Below are 19,633 nucleotides of genomic sequence, written 5' to 3'. Positions count from 1 at the left end.
CCTGGGGGCTAGTCCGCAAGCTGAGTATTTTCGCCCGACAGGACTTAAAAAGAAATGGGGTGCCGTCACAGCGACGACACCCCTTGTGACTGGGTATGACTAGCGTCCCCTGGGAGAGAGACCCATGGTGAACGAGACGGTTACGCTGCGGCCGGGCAACAGACCGAGAGAGTCGCCGGCATTGGGCACAAATGTCGCGCCCTTTGTGGCTGGCGTGACGCTGGTGATACCGCGGCTATCGAATAAGTTGTTGAAGCTGAGGCGGATCTTGCTGCCATCCAGCAGGCGTCCACCGCGTACGGTGTAGTTCATGTGGAGGCTGGTGGTGTTGAAGGGATCGATGGGTACTACCTGGTTGAAGGTCGAGTTGTCGTTCCACATGCTGCCGACACGCTTGTTGAACATGCCGAGGTCGAGGTTGCGACGCTGATAGGTGACGCCGAGTGATTCCGTGTCGGCCGGCGTATTGGCGACCCAGAGACCACGGCTGGCATTAACTACGCCGTTGACGGTCGGGCTGACATAGCGGGCCGAGCCCACCGTACCATTCACGTAAAAGCTAAAGCCACGAAAGAGTGCGATGTTCGTCTGACCCTCAAAGCCCTTGCTGACCGAGTCGCCGGATGCGACGTACTGTGATGCAGTTTGCACGTTGGGATCGGCGATAGCGGTGTAAGCGTTCTGGAAGTGCGTGTGGTAGTAGTCCATGTCCAGTGTTACGCGACGCAGCTTGATGACAGTACCGGTCTGAAAGGTGAGTGCGTTGGAGGGCTTGGGCGTGACGCTTACCGTGCCGGTAGTGTCGAAGACGCTGCTGGGAGGGATGACGCTGCCTGTTGCGACCTGGCCGTAGACAGACCAGTTCTCGCGGATGCGGTAGTTCGCATCGCCGGATGGCAGGAAGGAGTTATAGCTTGCGAAGTTGCGGCGGAAGGCCGCGCCGCCGAGTGGACCAACCGTCCTGCCGTTGTCCGCGTACTGCTTGAGGTCCATGGTGTAGTGCGCGTTCTTCGCACCGCCCGTGATCGTCAACTTGGTGGTTGGATGCCACTCGTATTCAACGAAGGGCTGATAGGTGTTGGTCCAGAACTGTTCGTGGAAGTTAGGCAGCGCGGAGAGGGCCAGGTTGCGTGGATTCTGTGGTGTCTGATATCGATCCGTCGTGGCCCACTCGTACCACGTGCCAACGCGAAAGATACCGAAGCGCGAGACCTGGCTGACCTGTGTGATAGTGCCGTACTTGCGATAGCTGTTCAGCTTGTCGGTGCCGCATGCGTAGTTGGCCGCCAGCGTCTTGGTCGCAGCTACCTGAGTATCGCAGGAAGCGTTGATGGTGCCGGTCTGATTGTTCGCGTAGTTCTGTTTGTTGTTGTAGGAGTAGGTGTACGGCTTGGTATCGAGATACCAGCCCTTACCAAATTCCTTTTTGAAGCCGACGTACTCGAAGTCTGTGGGTACATGGTAGAAGTTGTATTTGTAATAGGCGGCGCTGGTTGCGTCGTTGTTCATCAGGTAGTTGTAGCCGTTGGTCGCAATCTGGCTGCGCAGCGGACCCTTGAAGTTGGGTGTATTCGTGTCGAGCGACAACACACCGGCAAAGCCTGTCAGTACCGTGGTGTCCGAGAACTTATATTGGAACTTGAGTTCACCACCTACGCGCTGCTGGTAGTTGTAGGTTTGAAACCCGTCGGAGCTCATGCGATGAACGTTGAGTGACAGGTTTGCTTTCTTGCCGGGGCCGAAGTTGCCAGTGGTGTAGTTTCCGTCATACAGCTTCGTGTTGAATGAACCGTATGAGAGGCCAAAGCGGAGGTTCTGCACGGCCTGTGCCGGCTTTGACAGCAGGTTGATGGAGCCGCCGAAGGGTGTTGGTCCAACGGTTGAGGCGGACCCTGGGCTGCGGTCAAAATCGACGCCACCAATCCATTGCGATGGAAAGAAGGCCCAGGAGTGATGCGTGGGTGAATTGGTGTCGTTGAACGGGATGCCGTCGAAGGTGATGTCGTAGTTGCCATCGGGGAAACCGCGGAAGTACGTCTTACTATCGCCAAGGCCGACACCGTTGGAATTGATGGAAAATGCTCCGGGAGCCTGCTGAATGATCTCGCTGTAGTCGGCGATGGGAGAGAGGAAATTCTCGATATAGTGGTTGTTGATTTCAGTGCGGGCGGAACGTGCATCGAGGCGTGCATCGAACGGCGCGAGCTGCGCTGCGATGGAATTAGACGCATCGGCTTCAACTGTCACCTGCTCGTTAATATCGCTGACTTTCAATGTAATGGCGAGATCGATAGACTGACTGTCGCTGATACTCACGGCGTCTTTCACGTTGGTGGCGAAGCCGGGTGCGTCGGTATCCAACTCGTACGTTCCCGGAGCAATACCTGAGAAGCTGTAGCTTCCACTGGCGTCACTTACCGCGCGTCGCTGCACGGTGTTCCGGCTGTTGTGCAACGCAAGGTGAGCACCCTGTAATGCCGCACCCTTCGCGTCTGTGACCGTTCCTCGCAACGTTGCGCCGGAAGCTGTGGATTGGGCGCCTGCGGTGAGGGCCGACGCGGCAAGCGTGAGGCTTGCGGCGAGTCGAAAGCAGGACGTGGAACTATAAGTGCCGGCGAGGCGCAAGTGAACTCCAGTTAGAAAATATTGATATTTGGGAACAGAGCTAACTTAGCGTTCACACCGTTGCGGGATCGTGAATCAGAAATGAATGGTGTATTTCAATTCCTGAGAAATGGGCATAATGTGGCAAAACTCTTAAGCTCTGCTTAAGCTTGGAGTAAAGGGCTGTAAGTCCGTATAACTCGCAATATTACGGAGCTTCGTTTAGGCCGAATATGTCGCTGGTTAGAACGGCTGTTTCTGAAGACGGGTCGATGCTCTTTGACTCTCGCCGTTGGCTTACACGTCGGCCCGATAAGTTTGTCCGGTGTCTCGACGTTTGGTCGAAACGCATGCACTAGAGAAGCACGCGGCGCGACCTCGAAGGCTATCTGCGCCTGCTTGTGGGTGGTGCTGCAAGGCTGAAGGGATTGTTTCCAAACCCTGGCCTTTCCTTCTGATAACGCCGTGGGCAGCTGACCAGGTGCTTTCGTGCTGCATCAGAGCATTCGATGACATCAACAACGAAGGTGACATTCGCTTCTTTGAGTGATGATGTGCAACTGGCGTAGTCGTGGAAGCGAGGTTTTGATTGCAGCCGCGTAAAGGATCGAATCGAGTGTGGTCTTTTCTGCTGGCTGCCTCCCTCTGCCTGTTGGCGGTGGGGCATGCAGTCGCTGAGTCATGCAACGCCTATCTGTTTCCGCAATCTGTGACGGATCTATCCGTTGCCACGGTTCGTGTGGACCACCTGCCTATTCTGCGCGACGACGATAGATGCCCGGCAGCCGGTACCAAATGCGAGGGCAAGGCCTATCTCGTCCGCGGGAACCAAGTGCTGGTGACCGGAACGCAGGGGCGTTATCGCTGTGCTGCTTACTGGAGTGGCAAGCGTCAAACCACGGGCTGGGTTGCGAGCGATGCGTTGACGCCTGCTCCAATGCCGGCATTGGAGGGCGACTGGGCAGATACGTGGAAACGTGTTCAGGGGGATGCCGTACTCACGATCCGCAGACGCGCAGGTCAGTACGCAGCTTCCGGGATCGCCACCTATGCGGTTCAGCCGGACAACGTTCGAACCGGCGCTGCGGACGGAACGCTTCGTGTGATCACGTCTGCAACGGGAGCAATCGCCAGCTTCACGCAGAACGCCGACGATCCCACCGCTCGTTGCACGGTGACCATGAGGCAAGTAGGTCCATGGCTGCTGGTCAATGATGGTGCGAGCGACGATGCCAACTCAGGCTGTGGTGGCATGGGAGTTACCTTCAACGGCATCTATCAGCGAAGGTTGCGGAAAGAGATGCCTCCGAACCGGTGACTCGCTTCGGACGTCTGCCGCATGCATCCGCAAACAATCCGCGTCGCACTACGAAGCACGCTCTGCCGTGCGTGACTGGGATGTCATTCCTGGTAGCAGGCGGCTTTCATAAGTCATCGAAGCGGACAGAGCCAACGGTAAGTGTTGCCAAGGATACTGCGGATGTCGCCGTGCCAGTGAAGAGTACGCATAAGGGCAGCGAAGAAGCTGCAGCCTTAGCTAGATGGTCGCAAGCGCGAGCTTGCGCAACGGCTCCAGCCGCGTCTGTTCCAGTTCATCCCGGTAGAACATGTTGAAGGTGTCGAAGGGGATCAAACGCTCCGCGTCGGGGTGTGCGATGTGGATGCATGTCTTGCGAATGCTGCGCAGGTCGAAGCTGTCGGCATCGATGAATTGCACGATGAGGATGCGGAAGAGATTGTTGTACGTAAGGTCCTTCGGTTGCAGAACCTGCGGCAGGCAGCACAGCAGATCGCGCAGCGTGCTGGCCTGCGACTGCGGCGAATGGTTTGTGCTGAAAAGCTTGAAGAGGCCCTCTTTGACGGGGTTCGCCGCGGCCTTCATCAACAGGCCCGGGTTCTTCGCAATGTGCTCGCGGATGCCCTTGTCCTGCTCATAAATGATGGTGTTCGAGGCGCCGTTGATGAGCACCTCCGGCGGGATCATGCTGGTCAGCGGTGTTACTCCGCCTGCCAGCTTCAGGGCGTAGCCCATCGAGAGGGAATCGGGATGGCATGGCACGGGAATGATGTCTTCTGGCTTGAAGACGGAGGTTTGATCGAGGATGCGGCGACGTACTTCTGTGAGTGTCAGCCGATGTTCCGCGGCGGAGTATTTCTCAAGCCTGCCGGCCTGCTGCACCGGCTGAAAGGTAACGCCGCGCACGCACGGCTGCGTCAGCGCGAAGTCGACGATCTCGCCCAGCTCTCCATCGTTGACGCCGCGCTCGACCGTAACGACGAGCGTTGTGGAGACACCGAGATCGTTCAGCTTTTCCAGAGCTTTTGTTCGCACGTTGCGCAGGTCGGCACCGCGTAGCTGCATCAGCGGATCGCGTTGCAGCGAGTCGAATTGCAGGTACAGCTCAAACTTGGGCATGTACGTCGCAAGCCGCTCGGCGAAGCCCGGTTCTGTTGCAATGCGTACGCCGTTGGTGTTCACCATCAGGTGCTTGATGGGCCGACGCTTCGCGGCGTCCAGGATCTCGAAGAACTGCGGATGAATGGTGGGCTCACCACCACTGATCTGCACAATGTCCGGCTCCATCTCATTGCGGACGATCATGTCGAGCATGCGCTCTACCTGCTCCAGCGGCCGATGCGTGGTGCGGTGGGTGCCGCTGCCCGCGTAGCAGATGGGGCAGGTCAGGTTGCACACGTCCGTGATCTCAAGCAGCGACAGGCAGGAGTGCTGCTCATGCTCCGGGCATAGTCCACAGTCATACGGACAGCCGTACTGCACCGGTGTGTTGTAGTGCTGCGGCATCTCGGGCGGCTTCAGAAAGACTTCGCGGCAGCGGCGATAGTAGTCCACATCATCCGCCATCAACACGCGCTGGAAGCCATGCTGCGGGCACCGCTTCAGCATAAAGACCTTCGCGTCTTCGAAGACGATCTTGGCGTCGACTCGGCGATAGCAGGTGCCACAGAGCGACACCGCAGTGTCGTAGAAGAGATAGGGCCGGGTGGGAGCGCTCACTTACCGCTCCCCATCAGCAGACTGCCAAGCATCCAGAGAATCGCGACGACCGCACCAACGGCGGCAAGACCGAGCAGACCGAGGCCCAGATAGAGCGCTTGATCGGTGTGGCCCTGCCCGCATATGCCCAAGGCCAGCAAGGCGCAGCCACAACTGGCAGCCAGTAGGATCAGTGGATTCTTCATGATGCCTTTCATTCGAACACGCTAGCGGCGGAAAAACCGGACGATCGATTGGAGACTCAGGATTAGAGACGAGACCACGAGAACATGTACGGAAAGGAGGAACACTACACCGCCGGCCATAGCGACGACGGCAAAAAAACGCGAATGGCCTGCACCTGAAATCGCGCTGACACCGCAAGTGCCTGCCCCCAGCAAAGCGCATACGGCCGAGGCGGTAATCAACCGCTTCAGGAGCGGTTTGCTTTCGTTCCAGAAGAAGGACATGGCATGCAGTCTAACTTGAGTGTTCTAGCCCTGATGATTCACCTGTCCGGCTTCTGCTGGCTGTAAACCCTGGGTCCGTAGTTGCGACGTCAGGATCGTGGCCAGTCCAGCGACACATGCCCACTGGATCCAGTTCAAGCCACCCACCAGTGGCTGCGGCTTGAGGAAGTCGATGAGGAAGCGCCATGCCAGGTATGCCGCGAGGAAGATGCGAAAGAGGGTGCCGTTGGCGTGCGGCCGCTTCTCCATCCACCGCAGTACGCCGACGAGGAAGAGCAGGAAGACGATCTCATAGGCCTGCGTGGGATGCCGCCCGATGCCGTCGCCAAAGTCGACGGCCCACGGCAGTGTTGTGGGCGTGCCGTAAGTATCGTCTGCGAGCCCGGCAAGCAGGCAACCGATGCGTCCCACGGCAATGCCAATGCACAACGGCACCGCAAACAGATCGCCAGTACGTGCGCGAATGCCCTGCGCTGCCTTGGCCACCTCAACACCGATCCAACCGCCCAGCAGCCCACCCACGATGGTCTTGCCGCCACCCGGCAGCAGCGCCTGGGACAGGGTGATGTGCATCCGCGGCGCCTGCTCCAGCAGACCCAGCGCTCGGCTGCCCACTAGTGCACCCACGGCCGCCGCTGCAATCACGCTCCAGCGTTGCTGCTCCTCCACCACGTCGCCGCGCAGACGTCGTTGCTGCTTATACGCGGCGTATCCCAAGGCATATGCGGCTGCCTCCAGAAGGCCGTGCAGCTCCGGATGGGGAGAAAGATGCAGCATGGGCCGAGTGTACCTGCTGGCACTTTCCAGGAAGATTTTACGGATGGCTTAGGACAGGTAGGTCGGGGGAGAGGTGGCGGAGGGAGAGGGATTCGAACCCCCGGACCCTGTTACGGGTCGACTGTTTTCAAGACAGTAGGCATAAACCACTCGCCCATCCCTCCGCTTGGTGTTCCGCGGTGCTACAAGGTTAGCAGTTTTGTGTGCCTGTCTGGAATGATCGTTTGCGCCGAATGCGTTGAGGTCAAAGGGAAAGGGCCTTCCCTCGAAGACTCGCGGGAAGGCCCTGACACTCTGCGGGTTATTACTCGGTGGAGTGCCGCACAGGCCGGCTGGGCAGGCGCGATCCGCTGAGGACCGGCTCTGTGATGACAGTCTCGGTGTGTGTGGCTTGCTTGCCCTCTTCGATGACGGCTCGCATCCAGTAATTGCCCTCGGCATCCACCTCGATGCCGTGAACTTCCCGCTCGAAGCCGGGGAAGCGCTTGCCGAACTGCTCCATCGCCAGGATGAGGCGGATGACGGGCGAATCCGGTCCGCCCAGGCGCTCGCCCGGCATGGACATGGGAATACCCGGCGGGTACGGCACCAGCATCACGGCCGCGATACGACCCGGCATCTCTGTGAAGGGGATGCGTTCGGTCTCGTTGCGAACCAGCTTCTGATAGGTCTGCGCCGGCGTCAGCACGGGGTCGAAGTCTTCGTCGCAGGCGGCGTTGACCAGGCCTGCGAGATTCAGTTCGATCATGGCCTCGTGCATCTCGTCGGAGAGTTCCTTCAGCGACATGTGGCGGTAGCGGCCGGGATGCTTCTGGACCAGCTCCGGCAGTGCCTCTTCCAGCGCCGCTTCGGAGTCGTACAGACGCTTGAACTCGAAGAGGTTTTCCAGCAGGCTGCCCCACTTACCCTTCGACGTTCCGACCGAGAAGAGGACCAGCACCGTATAGTCGCCTGTGCGGGCGATCTCCACGCGGCGTGAGTCAAGGAACTCCGTCAGCACGGCTGCAGGTATGCCCCACTGCTCAATGGTGCCCTTGGCGTCGACGCCGGGCGTCAGGATGGTGACCTTGGCCGGGTCCAGCATGCAGTAGTCGTCGGGCGAGCCTTCGTCCGCGTAGCCGTGCCACTCGTCGCCGGCCTTCAGCGTCCAGCAGCTTGGTTCGGTGGCGAGAAGCTCGTCTTCCGCGTCTTCGAACAGGATCGACTCGCCGGTCGCGGGATCGATGACGCGTTCGGGCTGGTAGATGCCGAAGAACCAGCGCTCGCCATTCTCGGACTCCGTCCGCAGGCGGTGTGCGATGGAACTCATCGCCTGGCGGAAGCTGATGGCGTCGGCCAGCGTTTCGATCATGAGTGTGGGGCCGGCGGGCTCGTCCATCATGGCCGCGGCCACGTCCAGCGAGGCGATCAGCGGATAGAAGGGCGACGTGGTGCCGTGCATCATGAAGGCTTCGTTGAACTGGTCGAAGTCCATTGGCGCGCGATCGCTGAGCTTCACATGGACCATGGAACCCATGGAGAAGGCGGCCAACATCTTGTGCGTGGACTGCACGGAGAAGATGGTCGGTCGGTCTTCCATGTCGCGCGGCACACCCATGGCGTAACGGCCGCGATAGATGGGGTGAAACTTTGCGTACGCGTACCACGCCTCGTCAAAGTGCACGCGCGGCACGGAGCCCTTCAACTCCTCAACGACCTGGTTCACGTTGTAGCAGAGACCGTCGTAGGTGGAGTTGGTGATGACCGCGTAGGTCGGCTGCTGCGAGCGTGCCTCGGCAGAGAAGGGGCTGCGTGCGATCAGGTCCTGCACGTTCTGCGGCGAGAAGCGCTTGAGCGGCACCAGGCCGATCATGCCGTAGCCGTTGCGCGTGGGCTTGAAGTAGACGGGACGTGCGCCGGTGACGGTCAGCGAGTGACAGACGGACTTGTGGCAGTTGGCGTCGGCGAGGACGATGTCGTCCTGCGCGATGACGCCGTGGCCGACGATCTGGTTCGAGGTGCTGGAGCCGCCGAGGACGTAGAAGGTCCAGTCCGCGCCGAAGATGCGTGCGGCGTTGCGTTCGGAGTCGCCCGGAGGCCCGATGTGGTCAAGCCACGAACCCAGCGGGGCGGACGAGATACCAAGGTCCGACCGCATGAGGTTCTCACCGAAGAAGCGGTGGAACTCCTGCCCGACAGGATGCTTCAGGAAGGCGACGCCGCCCATGTGGCCGGGCGCGTCCCACGAGTACGCGGACTGATCGTTGTACTTCAGCAGTTCGCGGAAGTACGGCGGCAGCAGTTGCTCGTGGTACCGCTCAATGGCGGTGTCCAAACGCGACGCGATGAAGGCCGGCGTGTCGCCGAAGAGGTGGATGTACTCGTGGACCTGCTTGACCACTTCCAGTGGCAGTTCGCTGACTAGGGTGCGGTCGGCGATAAGGAAGATGGGGACCTTCTTGTTGCGATGACGCACGGCGCGGATGACGTCCAGCGCAGCGCGTTCCTCAAACTGCGAGTTGCTCTCAAGATCCCAATCCAGCAGGATGGCGGAGTAGCTGGGGTCCGACGTTACAAGCGAACGACCGTCTTCCGGCGAGGTGGTACGCACCACCTCGTAGCCTTCCGCGCCGATCGCCTCAACAAGGCGCTCCATCGCACGGTCTGACACGGAGTCGGTACGACCGACCTCGCTCGCAATCAACAACACCCAACGCTTCTCACCCATCTACTGTGTCTGCCCTCTTAAGGCCTCTGCATCTTGGCAAAGGCGACGAACGGTTTATGGTATCGCGTATTGGTTTCTGGCGTATGACCGGAGACCGACAGGTCTCGACGTCAACGTTCAGCCGCCAGCCGGTTCAAGATGCCCTTCAGAGCATCCAGTTTCGCGCCAGCTTCGCCCAGTTTGCCCTGCGCGGTCAGACGTTGATACTCCGCGAGATCTTGCGCGGCTTGCTGGATCTCTGCGTTGCGGTTTGTTGGTCCGGGTACGACTGCGGTCAGCGAGGCTGCCGAAGCAGTCGTCCCACTGTTCGCGGGTGATGCCGACGGTTGCGCCGCCACCTGCGTGATGGAGGACTCGGTTCCGTTGAAGAGGCTTGAGAGCGCGGCTTCAAATGTCGTGCCGTAGGCCAGGCGATCCTGCAGTGCCAGCACGACGAGCCGCAGTTCCGGCATGGGGCTTCGGTCGGCCTGCAGATAGATCGACTCCGCGTAGAGCAGCGCTGTGCCGGTTGGGATTACGAGCAGGTTGCCGCGATGCACGTGCGATCCCTGCTGGTTCCACAGCGTGAGCTGCCCGCTGATCTGCGCGTTCTGGTCGATGCGTGCTTCGATCTGCGAAGGGCCATCGACGAGCCGCGTCTTCGGGAAGTTATAGGCGACGGCTGTGCCGTAGTTTGCGCCGTCGCTACGGCCCGCGATCCAGCCGATCAGGTTGTTGCGGTTGCTTGGCGTGAACGGCAGGATGTTGACGAACTCCATGCCCTTCTCGCCGGGCAGGTTCATCAGCACATAGTTCGGCTGCATCTCCTGCATGGAGCGCTGACCCTGGCTGTCCATGGTCGCTTCGGTCGCGGGTGTCCACAGGTCTTCGCGGTTGAAGAAAGTCGCCGGATCGGTCATGTGATACAGGCCGTAGGCATGCGCCTGCAGCTTCAGCAGCGTGTCCGTGTAGCGCAGGTGAGCGCGCATGGTTGCGGGCATCGCGGCCGCGGGCTGGAAGGTGCCGGGGAAGACGTTGCGATACGCCGCAAGAATTGGATCGGTCTCATCCATCACGCAGAAGGTGACGGTGCCATCGTAGGCGTCGACCGCGATCTTCACGCTGTTACGCAGGTAGTTCACCGTCGTGTCGCCCATCGCGTAGTGGCGCGCGTTGGGATAGGTGTCGGCCGCGGTGAAGCCGTCCAGAATCCAGCGCAGACGGCCATCGTCACCAACGGTGATGTACGGATCGGGATCGAGTGTGAGAAAGGGCGCGATGCTGAGGACACGCTCCTGGATGTTGCGACGCATCAGCAGGCGCGAGTCGGGCGCGACGTCGTCACTGAAGGGAAGCTTGGCAACATCGCCGCGCTCCAGAGCAATGATGGTGCGGCGCAGCCAGTTACCCAGCACGATGCCGCCCGTGCCGGTGTAGCTGGTAAGGCTGTTTGATTGTCCCTGTGGGTAGTCGAACTCCTGCTGACGTGTCTTCACGTAGACGTCGCTGTTGGTCATCTCGCCAAAGTAGATCTGCGGGCGTGAAACGTTCAGTGACGGCACGGTGCTCTGCACTGGCATGTTGCCGAGCAGCAGTGTGGGCAGCCCCTCTGGCGTAAAGCCGTTCACGGGGTTCATGGTGACGCCGTAGCCATGCGTGTAGATGAGGCGTTCGTTGATCCAGTTGCGGCTGCTCTCGGGCAGCTTTTCGGTGCTGAGTTCTCGCGTGGCAAGCATCACCTGGCGCAGGTGTCCGTCCAGGTTGTAGCGATCGATGTCGATGCCGGGGAAGTCGTAGTAGGTGCGGATCTCCTGAATCTGGCGCAGCGTGTCCTGCAGCGCCTGCGCATCCCACAGGCGAATGTTCTGGAGCGTGGGCTGGTTGTTTGCGGCATCCGCATCTGCCACCGTCGTGCCCGCGGCGAAGGGCCGCACCACGATGCTGTCGAGCGCGTAGGCGGTGCGCGTGGCTTCGATATTGTTGCGGATGTACGGCTGCTCTTTCACCAGTTCATTGGGCTTGACGATGAAGGTGTCGACGGCTGCGCCGGTTATCTGCACGGCGACATACAGCAGCGCGCCGGGCAGAACGGCTGCCAGTACCCAGCGCACGCCGCTGCGCTTCATGGCGCTGTATGTGGCAACGGCCGCGCCCAGCAAGAGAACGATTGCGACGAGCATAAGGCCAGGCAGGTCTACGTGCGCGTCGGTGTACGTGACGCCGGAGAAGATGGTGTGCTCGCCCATCAACAGGTTGAAGCGGCTCAGCCACACGCGCAGCGAAAACGCCACGAGTAGGAAGGCGATGGCGCCGTAGACGCCACGCCATTGCGCCGGCTGCGTGTCGGCAAAGCGGAAGTCCTGGTGAAAGTCCGGAATGCTGGTGCCGCGATCGCGCAGCATGTGCAGACCGACGGCGAGTGCCAGGACGAGCGCTGCCATCACGGTGAGCCAACCGGCCAGCAGTTGCCACGCGGGCAGTGTGAGCAGATAGAAGTTCAGTGGACGTCCGAGCACGGGATCCAATGCGCTGCCGATATGCGGTGCGTAGATCCAGCGAACGAAGGTCGGCCACTCTGCGGACATGCCGGAGCCGGAAACCCACGCGACGAAGAGCGAGAATGCCAGTACCGCCGGCTTAAGCCAGCGGCCTACATCGATGGTCAGCGGCTGTCCGTTGACCAGCACGGCACGCACCATGCCGGTGCCGCGGCCACGCTCGCGCAGCAGCAGGAACGTTCCGTAGAGAAGGCCGAACGTCGCTGCGAAGAAGAGGAAGAAGAGTCCCCACTCCAGCACCAGCGTCTTGCGGAAGATCTCTGTGAAGCCGAGCGAGTGGAACCACAGCGCGTCTACGTAGAAGCTAAGCAGGCGGCCGCCGCCAAGGAAGATTGCGGCAACCACGGCAACGCCGATCAGCAGCGTGCGCGGCCTGCGTGATGGCGAAGGAATATCAATGATGTCGGGCATGTGTGCACCTGCACTGGGCAGCAATGGCTATCAGCCAAAGTGTCTCCGCCTCCAAGCATAGAGCCGCGTGTGCGTCCGTGCCGGATTGCAACATGACTGCGAACATGGGAAAGCAAGTGTGCCCGGGATGACGATCAACCCGGGCACTCGATTCTTCTGCCGGCTTACTGCGGGGGCGGAGGAGGTCCGCCAGGGCCGCGCTGCGGCCGCGATGCCAGGTAGGCGTCATACTTCGGCTTTTGCGCGTCGGTCAGCAGCGCCTTGATCTTGGTTGTCTGGTCGCCATTGATCGCCATCATCTTCGGACGCATCTCCGAAGGGTCGCCGCCGGACTCGCGCAGCTCCATCATCTTCTTCATGGTCTCTTCTTGAATGGCCTTCACCTTTGCGATCTGGTCGGGCGTCAGGTCAATCGCCTTGGCCATCTCGTCAAACTGCGCCTGCCGCTGTTCCGGTGTCATCATGCCGCGACCCTGTGCCATGGCGGGCAGGGTACACAACGCTGCACTGCAAAGTGCCACGGCGCTCAGGCGCGTGGCGTGTCTCAGGAACTTGTTCATGATCAGCTCTCCGTCGTGCATCGATACCGGAGCCTGCGCCCCGGCGTTGTGGTGCAGAGTGGGAGACGTGGGAAGTGAGCGGAATGTTTGGGTTATTGCAGAGAAATCTTCGCCGTTACGGTTACATCTCGCGTGAGCCTGTGCGCCTACTGATTCACACCGCTCGCAAGAAACCCGCCATCCACCGCGATGACCTGTCCGCTGGTGAACGAAGTGTTTTCACTGGCGAGATAAATTGCCGTGCTCACCAGTTCATCGGTCGCTCCGAAGCGTGCGAGTGGCGTGCGCATCTGCAACTCCTGCCCGCGCGGGCTGTCGAGGATGCGGCTGTTCAACGCGGTCGGAAAGATGCCGGGTGCGATCGCGTTGACGAGCACGCCATGCTTCGACCATTCGACGGCAAGGGACCGTGTCAGCGATGCGACCGCGGCTTTGCTGGCGCAGTATGCTGTGACCTCCTGAAAGGCGACGAAGCTGGAGAGCGATGCGATGTTGATGATACGGCCGTAGTTCTGCGCGATCATCTGTGTGCCAAAGACCTGGCAGGCCCGCAGCGTGCCGTGCAGGTTCACTTCCAGGATCGCGTTCCACGTCTCTTCCGAGAGTTCCAGTGTGGGTTCTCGCCTGGTAATACCTGCTGCGTTTACCAGAATATCGACGCGGTTGAATCGTCTCAGTGTGGTGTTGAGAAGCAACTGAAGGGAATCGCGCTGCAGGACGTCAGAGGGGAGCTCCAGGGTCTCGCGACCTAGGGCGCGAATCTCCGCTGCCGTCTCTTTCACGGCGTCTTCTGAGCGGGAGGTCGCGATCACATCGGCGCCGGCGCGCGCCAAGCCGAGGGCGAGTGCCTTGCCGATGCCGGAGGTGCCACCGATTACAACCGCTGTGCGGCCTGCTAATTCCATGGTGTTGATTCTCCTACCAATCCGTAACTGTGCCATCGAGTAAACGGGCGGTCGGTAAGTACGCGCGTTGGTACGGGTACTTCGCCGCCAGTGTCTCATCGATCTCCACGCCAAGTCCCGGTGCATCGCCCGGGTGCATGTAGCCCGCCTCAAAACGGTAGCTGTGCGGGAAGACTTCGTCGGTGAGAGCGGTGTGCGGCATATGTTCCTGGATGCCGAAGTTATGAATTGCCAGGCCTAGGTGGAGCGCAGCAGCCATCGTCACCGGCGACAGATCGGTCGCACCGTGAAAGCCCGTTTTCACGTGATAGAACGCTGCGAAGTCCGCGGCTTTCTTCAGTGGCGTGATGCCACCGCCGTGCACCACCGTCATGCGGAGATAGTCGATCCACTGGTTGCGGATGAGTTCATGCGCGTCGTAGATGGAGTTGAAGACTTCACCGACCGCGAGCGGTGTGGTGGTGTGTTGACGGATGGTTCGGAAGCCTTCCTGTAGTTCCGCGGGCACAGGGTCTTCCATCCAGAAGAGGTCATGCGGTTCCAGTTCTTTGCCCAGGCGTGCGGCTTGAATGGGCGTCAGCCGATGATGCACATCGTGCAACAGGTGGACATCCGGACCAACGCTCGCACGCACCGCCTCCATCAGCTTCGGTGCAAAGCGCAGATAGCGCTCGCTGGACCAGACACTCTCACTCGGCAGGCCGCGCTCTGCGGGTTCGTATGGCTTGCCCGCTTTGGGTACGCCGTAGCTTGACGCGATGCCGGGCACGCCTGCCTGCGCGCGGATGGCCAGATAACCCTCGGCGAGATGCTTCTGCACGGAGTCTACGGCTTCAGCGATATCGGCACCGTTGGCGTGCGTGTAGACCATGCATCCCTGCCGGCTTGCACCGCCCAGCAGGTTGTAGACGGGCGTGTTCAGTGCCTTGCCCTTGATATCCCACAGCGCCATATCGACTGCCGCGATCGCGGACATCGTCACCGGACCACGTCGCCAGTACGCACCGCGGTACAGGAACTGCCACGTGTCCTCAATCATGGACGCATCGCGCCCGATGAGGCATGGCACCACGTGCTCCTGCAGGTAACTTGCAACGGCCAGCTCGCGGCCGTTCAGTGTGGCATCGCCCAGGCCGTAGATGCCCTCGTCGGTGTCGATGCGCAGTGTGACAAAGTTGCGATCGGGAGAGCAGACGATAAGGCGCGCGTCCGTGATCTTCATGTATTTCGATTCTCCAGTTACTGCGGCGTCAGATCGCCATCCGGGCCAATGACAATGTAGTCGACCGGAGCAAACTCGCGATAGTCGCGCGGGCGTAGCTGGCTGTTCGCCTCGGCGGCCGGCATCACGTGTTCCAGTTCGCTTCGCATGTCCGGCATCGCGTGCAACGTCATCGTTGCGCCCGGATGCAGAGCGATGCCCTGCGCCGTGAAGCGCGTTGCGGTCTGCCCGTCAGGCGCGGCGTCGAACTGCGCGGGCGGCAGCGTGTCGTCCGCGCTCCACTGCGCGACGCGCTTACCGTCGACGAGTAACTCATAGCGCGAGATGCCGCTCCACATGTCGTAGTACTGCACGGCGACGTTGTACTTACCGCTCGGCTGCTGCACCGTCGTGGTTAGCGTGCAGCCTTTGGCATCATGACAGACCATGGCCTTGCCGCCCGATGCCGTCTCCCACGGCGTGACATCGACCGGTGTAAAGCCGTCTGCCTTCACCGCCTCCGCCTCCATGCGGCCTGGGTCATTTCCCACGCGGTGCATCGCATCCGGTATGCCCGACTGCTTCGCGAACCATTGGTTGATCGCATCGCGCCACACGATCGCGTGTCCGGCCTGGAACTCGAAGAGATGCAGCGTCTGTGTGTAACGCTCAGGATCGATCCTGCCCTGTAGTGACTTCCACTGCGGGACGTATTCGGCTGCTGCGAGCGCACTCGCGTAGTGCGTGTCGTAGATGGATTGCACGAGCGTCTTGCCGCTGTGCAGACGGTAGTCGTACGGCACATGATGGAAGAAGAGCAGAAGGTCATCCGGGATGGTCGCGAGCGATTCGTACTTCGCCGCAAGCTCGGGCGGATACTGCTGGATGTACCCCGTGCCGGCAGACGTACGGTCCATGCCGATGCCGTCCTTCTCGCCGCGGAACCACTGACCCCAGCCGTTGCGCTCAGCCGATTCAATGCCGGGTCCAAAGTGGTAACCAAGAATGTTGGTCAGCGTGCCGATGCCGTTGGGCCCGGTGTGTCCCTCGTAGACCTGCCAGCTTCCCAGCAGCATCTTCGGCACCGTCGCACGCACGGCCGCATCGCTGCCCCAAGTCATCGTGCTCCACGTGTTCGCAATCTCGTCGACGGGCGTGTCGGGATTCCATGCCAAGCGACCGAAGCCGTACAGGTTCGCCATGGCCATGGGGTGGTGCAGCCAGTTCGCATCCAGACCGACGTTGGTGACGGAGATGAAGCCGCCCATGCGTGCGCTGCCGTCGGCATTGGGAAACGCATGGCCTGTGACGATGGACTTCACCGGCGTCGCGCGTGGCTTGCCGTCCGCGCCCGGCGCGCGCAGATCGGTATCCAGCACCCACTTCCACATGCTGGGCAGGAAGACCATGTGGCGCTGCTGACCGGTGTACTCCTGTGCGGTTTGCACCTCAATGGCTACGTTCGTCTTGTGGAGCGCGGCGAAGAGCGGACTTACCGGCTCGCGCGCCTGGAAGTCGATGGGGCCTTCCTTGATCTGGATGATGACGTTGGGATCGAACGTTCCATCGTTCTTCACAAAGTTATCGACACCCGCACGCGCACGGTCGGCTTTGCGGTCGTTCCAGTCGAGGTGGTTGTTGTAGACGAAGCCGCGATAGAGCACCACGCCGCCATGCGGCTTCAACGCACGCGCCAGCACGTTCGCCGCGTCTGCCGGTGTGCGACCGTACTGCGATGGGCCCTTGCGGCCTTCGGAGTCAGCCTTCACGGTGAAGCCCGCGAAGTCCGGGATGAGCTTGTAGATCTCGGCGGCCTTCGACTGCCACCATGCAATGACCTTTGGATCCACCGGATCGAAGGTGTCCAGCCCGCCGATGGTTTGCGGGCTGGTCAGGTCAATGCTCAGCGCGAGCTTCACGCCCCATGGGCGGAAGACATCGGCAATGCGAGCGAACTCGCGCAGGTGTTCCGGCGACAACGTGTCCAGGTCGGCGTTGACGTTGTTCACGTTGCAGCCGTTTATGCCGACGGACGCCAGCAGGCGCGCATACTCGCCCGCGCGTGTCAGGTCAGCGCGCACGTGGCCGTTGTCGAAGAAGATGGAGCGGCCCGCATAGCCGCGTTCGATGGTGCCGTTGAGGTTGTCCCATTCGTCGGTCCAGCGGATGGTCGCGGAAGGTGATTGGGTCTTCTCGTCGCGAATGGGCCGCTGGCTGGCGATGAGTTCGAGGAAATGGAAGACACCGTAAAGCTCGGCTGCGGGGGACGAGCCATCGATATGTAATCCGTGGATGTTGCGTGCGATGCGGTAGCTCTCCGAAGGTAGGTGGGCATCGGCGGTGAGGAGAATCGCCGCACCCCTTCCATTCTTCGCCACCGTGAACGGTCGGCCCAGCATCGACGTCAGGCCGCGGCGGAGTTCTTCCGCGGCGGCGCGTTCGGAGGCGGATTCACCGCGGGAGACAATCACCGCCGGAAGGGTTTCGTACTGCTTTGCGTTTGCGATGGGTGCGTAGCGCAGCCACGCGGCGGAGCCGTCTTCTGCCTTCGCTGTCAGACCTACAGAGAGGCACGCCGCGATCAGGAATGTTTTCGGAACCAGATGTTTCATCGTCATTGTTGTCCGTAAGGTCGCGCTTCGCGCGAAGGAGCGGCTTTCGCCGCTGAACCCACCCTTTGCTTCGCAAAGAATGGGGCACCCTTGCTCTTGATCTTTGTCATTTCCATTACTTTGCCACCGGTAGTGGACCTGCGGCGCGCCATTTGTCTGCCCATTCCAGGAAGTACTTCACGTTGGGCGCGTCGGTGTGGCCGCCGTCGTGCTGCCGCCATGCCAGTTGGCCGTTCAGCAGGCCGGTATTCACCGGCGGCATGGTTGCGTGGTTGTAGTCGTCCGGCACGCCAAGATCCTTGTCTCCCAGTAACCGGAAGACGGGTTGCGCGGCCACCGTCGCCATGTAGCTGCCCTGCTGGTCCAGCCACATGGCATCGCCCGCAGCGGGCAGGCCGTAGCTGATGAAGGTCAGTCGCGGCGCGCACAGTGCAATCAGGTCATGCGCATCCACGGGGATGTCCTTCGCCGTCTTGCGGCCAAACTTCGCATCCTCCGCGCCGTACTTCATGAAGTTGCCGGCCATCCAGTAGTACTCGCCACCCGTCAGGCTCTCAACGGCTTCGCCAAAGTTGCGACGATGCAGCTTCGCACCACCCTCGCCGGACGAACCGATCAGCCCCATGGCGAAGCGTGGCTCATACGCCAGCGTGACCAGCGCGGCCTTGCCGTAGCGTGAGACGCCCTCGATGCCGACCTGTTTCGCGTTCACCGCAGTATCGGTTTCCAGGTAGTCCAGCACACGCGCCGCTCCCCACGCCCATGCGCGTAGAGCGCCCCAGTCGTCCGGCTTGCGGTGCTCGCCGTGATTTACCAGGCCGATGATGCCGCTGGTCATGCCCGCGCCGTTGTCTGCCTGGATGCTGCCGGGCGTCAGCGCGACATAGCCCCAGCCATCGGCGACTAATTGGTTGACCGTTGGCGGATCGCCCGCAAAAGGAGGCAGCCCGGGCGCGCGTCCCGTGAAGGGATTCAGCGCCTGCGATGCGATGGGGCTGTAGGCCGGGTACTTATCGAGAATCTCCTTCACGGAGGGGTCCTGCGCAAGCAGTTTGCGGATGGCAGCGTTCACCTGCTCAAGCTCCGGGCCGGTCGGCTGCGCGGGTGAGGGAAGTGCGCTCTGCCCGAAGAGGATCAGCACCGGCACCGGTCCCTTGGCGTTCACCGGGATCACCTCGGTCGCTTCAATGTCGACGTTGATCGATGGGAAGGCCGCGTTGTCGACGTGGCCGATCAGCCGCTTCGCGATCACCGGTGTGCGACCGACAAACTCTTTGTCCGTAAGGACAACGCGCCACGTCACCTTCGGTACGTTCTTCGGAATGCGGCCGTAGACCTCGCGCTCCATATCCTCGGCGATCTGCGGACGGCGCTGCTGCCACCACTGATCGGCGGTCGTTACCTTCCTGCCGTCGGGTAGCGTCAGCGGGTCAGGCAGGTTCGGATAAGGATTAGCCTTTGACTCGTCATAGTTGGCGTGGTTCGGCGCCTTCTCATCACCGCTGGGGCCGGGCCGCAGTGTCTTGATGCCAAGCTGGTCCATCATGTTCTGGTGGTCCTGCTCTGCGGCTGCTGCGGCAGCGGGCGACGGCGCTTGTGCAACCGCTGCTGCGGCTACCGTCAACAACGTGGACAGGGCGAGCACGCGAAACACAGGCACGATGGATCTCCTCCGGTCTGGAAGACGTGCGTCGCGCCACGGAGATGGGCGTTGCCTGACGGTCGCCTCGACACCTTTGCGACAATGCAGGCCGGCGCAGGAATACTCCAGCACCCGAACTATATCGCCGGGTTTCAAAGCTGTCCACACGCAATGCGCCGAGTTACGGCATGGCGAAAGCGTCTTACGCCTAA

The 19,633-nt window shown here is 61.1% G+C and carries 13 protein-coding genes and 1 tRNA gene; 1 reads left to right on the top strand and 13 read right to left on the bottom strand.

What is annotated here, in order from left to right; translation table 11 throughout:
- Positions 1-99: 99 nt before the first annotated feature.
- Complete coding sequence (locus tag TERRO_RS20865) at positions 100-2,625, bottom strand: TonB-dependent receptor (RefSeq protein WP_014787704.1); 2,526 nt, start codon at positions 2,623-2,625, stop codon at positions 100-102.
- A gap of 595 nt (positions 2,626-3,220) precedes the next feature.
- Between TERRO_RS20865 and TERRO_RS20860 the strand changes: the two genes are divergently transcribed.
- Entirely contained in the window at positions 3,221-3,922 is a 702-nt protein-coding gene (locus TERRO_RS20860) for a hypothetical protein (protein WP_014787703.1), read from the top strand.
- Positions 3,923-4,141: 219 nt separating this feature from the next.
- Here TERRO_RS20860 and TERRO_RS20855 read toward each other — a convergent pair whose 3' ends face one another.
- From TERRO_RS20855 to TERRO_RS20800, 12 genes are all read right to left on the bottom strand, one after another.
- Positions 4,142-5,620 carry a radical SAM protein gene (locus tag TERRO_RS20855; protein ID WP_014787702.1) on the bottom strand — a complete coding sequence of 493 codons (1,479 nt, stop codon included), beginning with the start codon at positions 5,618-5,620 and terminating at the stop codon, positions 4,142-4,144.
- Entirely contained in the window at positions 5,617-5,805 is a 189-nt protein-coding gene (locus TERRO_RS20850) for a hypothetical protein (RefSeq protein ID WP_041592756.1), read from the bottom strand. The genes TERRO_RS20855 and TERRO_RS20850 overlap by 4 nt, the downstream gene beginning before the upstream one ends.
- A 21-nt stretch (positions 5,806-5,826) precedes the next feature.
- Positions 5,827-6,069 carry a hypothetical protein gene (locus TERRO_RS20845; protein WP_014787700.1) on the bottom strand — a complete coding sequence of 81 codons (243 nt, stop codon included), beginning with the start codon at positions 6,067-6,069 and terminating at the stop codon, positions 5,827-5,829.
- A 24-nt stretch (positions 6,070-6,093) separates the two neighbouring features.
- Complete coding sequence (locus tag TERRO_RS20840) at positions 6,094-6,846, bottom strand: prolipoprotein diacylglyceryl transferase (protein ID WP_014787699.1); 753 nt, start codon at positions 6,844-6,846, stop codon at positions 6,094-6,096.
- Between the two features lie 74 nt (positions 6,847-6,920).
- Positions 6,921-7,010: transfer RNA gene (locus tag TERRO_RS20835), tRNA-Ser, on the bottom strand.
- Positions 7,011-7,150: 140 nt separating this feature from the next.
- Positions 7,151-9,553 carry an Orn/Lys/Arg family decarboxylase gene (locus tag TERRO_RS20830; protein WP_014787698.1) on the bottom strand — a complete coding sequence of 801 codons (2,403 nt, stop codon included), beginning with the start codon at positions 9,551-9,553 and terminating at the stop codon, positions 7,151-7,153.
- Positions 9,554-9,663: 110 nt separating this feature from the next.
- On the bottom strand, positions 9,664-12,501 hold the full coding sequence (locus tag TERRO_RS20825) for a UPF0182 family membrane protein (RefSeq protein ID WP_014787697.1): 2,838 nt from the start codon (positions 12,499-12,501) through the stop codon (positions 9,664-9,666).
- A 164-nt stretch (positions 12,502-12,665) separates the two neighbouring features.
- Positions 12,666-13,061, bottom strand: a complete 396-nt coding sequence (locus tag TERRO_RS20820) for a hypothetical protein (RefSeq protein WP_014787696.1) — start codon at positions 13,059-13,061, stop codon at positions 12,666-12,668.
- 146 nt (positions 13,062-13,207) lie between these two features.
- The gene (locus tag TERRO_RS20815; RefSeq protein WP_014787695.1) at positions 13,208-13,966 is read right to left on the bottom strand and encodes an SDR family NAD(P)-dependent oxidoreductase; all 759 of its coding nucleotides are present in this window, start codon (positions 13,964-13,966) and stop codon (positions 13,208-13,210) included.
- A gap of 13 nt (positions 13,967-13,979) precedes the next feature.
- On the bottom strand, positions 13,980-15,188 hold the full coding sequence (gene manD / locus TERRO_RS20810; RefSeq protein WP_014787694.1) for a D-mannonate dehydratase ManD: 1,209 nt from the start codon (positions 15,186-15,188) through the stop codon (positions 13,980-13,982).
- A 17-nt stretch (positions 15,189-15,205) separates the two neighbouring features.
- The gene (locus TERRO_RS20805; RefSeq protein ID WP_157178480.1) at positions 15,206-17,779 is read right to left on the bottom strand and encodes an alpha-glucuronidase family glycosyl hydrolase; all 2,574 of its coding nucleotides are present in this window, start codon (positions 17,777-17,779) and stop codon (positions 15,206-15,208) included.
- A 115-nt stretch (positions 17,780-17,894) separates the two neighbouring features.
- The gene (locus TERRO_RS20800) at positions 17,895-19,439 is read right to left on the bottom strand and encodes a glucuronyl esterase domain-containing protein (RefSeq protein ID WP_014787692.1); all 1,545 of its coding nucleotides are present in this window, start codon (positions 19,437-19,439) and stop codon (positions 17,895-17,897) included.
- Positions 19,440-19,633: the final 194 nt, after the last annotated feature.

The sequence above is a fragment of the Terriglobus roseus DSM 18391 genome (assembly GCF_000265425.1).
Taxonomy (GTDB): Bacteria; Acidobacteriota; Terriglobia; order Terriglobales; family Acidobacteriaceae; genus Terriglobus; species Terriglobus roseus.
This window is presented reverse-complemented; position numbering and strand designations above follow the sequence as displayed.

Excerpts from the sequence above, each read along its gene's own strand:
- TERRO_RS20850 (WP_041592756.1), bottom strand. The coding sequence starts at position 5,805 with ATGAAGAATCCACTGATCCTACTGGCTGCCAGTTGTGGCTGCGCCTTG.
- TERRO_RS20845 (WP_014787700.1), bottom strand. The coding sequence starts at position 6,069 with ATGTCCTTCTTCTGGAACGAAAGCAAACCGCTCCTGAAGCGGTTGATT.
- TERRO_RS20840 (WP_014787699.1), bottom strand. The coding sequence starts at position 6,846 with ATGCTGCATCTTTCTCCCCATCCGGAGCTGCACGGCCTTCTGGAGGCA.
- TERRO_RS20830 (WP_014787698.1), bottom strand. The coding sequence starts at position 9,553 with ATGGGTGAGAAGCGTTGGGTGTTGTTGATTGCGAGCGAGGTCGGTCGT.
- TERRO_RS20825 (WP_014787697.1), bottom strand. The coding sequence starts at position 12,501 with ATGCCCGACATCATTGATATTCCTTCGCCATCACGCAGGCCGCGCACG.
- TERRO_RS20820 (WP_014787696.1), bottom strand. The coding sequence starts at position 13,061 with ATGAACAAGTTCCTGAGACACGCCACGCGCCTGAGCGCCGTGGCACTT.
- TERRO_RS20815 (WP_014787695.1), bottom strand. The coding sequence starts at position 13,966 with ATGGAATTAGCAGGCCGCACAGCGGTTGTAATCGGTGGCACCTCCGGC.
- manD (WP_014787694.1), bottom strand. The coding sequence starts at position 15,188 with ATGAAGATCACGGACGCGCGCCTTATCGTCTGCTCTCCCGATCGCAAC.
- TERRO_RS20805 (WP_157178480.1), bottom strand. The coding sequence starts at position 17,779 with ATGAAACATCTGGTTCCGAAAACATTCCTGATCGCGGCGTGCCTCTCT.